The sequence below is a fragment of the Halomonas sp. SIMBA_159 genome (assembly GCF_046536035.1).
Taxonomy (GTDB): Bacteria; Pseudomonadota; Gammaproteobacteria; order Pseudomonadales; family Halomonadaceae; genus Vreelandella; species Vreelandella venusta_A.
This window is the reverse complement of the sequence record NZ_JAWJBT010000531.1, coordinates 1-273: the sequence shown is the minus strand read 5'-3', so window position 1 is coordinate 273 and position 273 is coordinate 1. Positions and strand designations below refer to the sequence as shown.

The window sequence follows — 273 nt, the reverse complement described above, 5'->3', positions numbered from 1 at the left end:
CCGAGAGCAAGGCCGAAGGCGAGAACCGGTACGACGTCTGGGGCACCATCACGGTGACCCTCGGGCTCGGGGCCCTCGTCTACGGGTTCAGCCTCGCCGAGCACGGCTGGGGCGATCCACTGACGATCACGTTCCTGGTGCTCGGTGTCGTCCTGCTCGCGGTCTTCGTCTGGATCGAGAGCCGGGTCGCGCAGCCGCTGCTGCCGTTGCGGATCGTGGCCGACCGCGTCCGGGGCGGCGCGTTTCTCATCCAGGGTGTCGCCGGCGCCATCA

At 69.6% G+C, this 273-nt stretch carries 1 pseudogene; it reads left to right on the top strand.

Annotated elements, in window-relative coordinates:
• Positions 1 to 273, top strand: a pseudogene (locus tag R0J87_RS20335) (hypothetical protein); the annotation flags it as partial.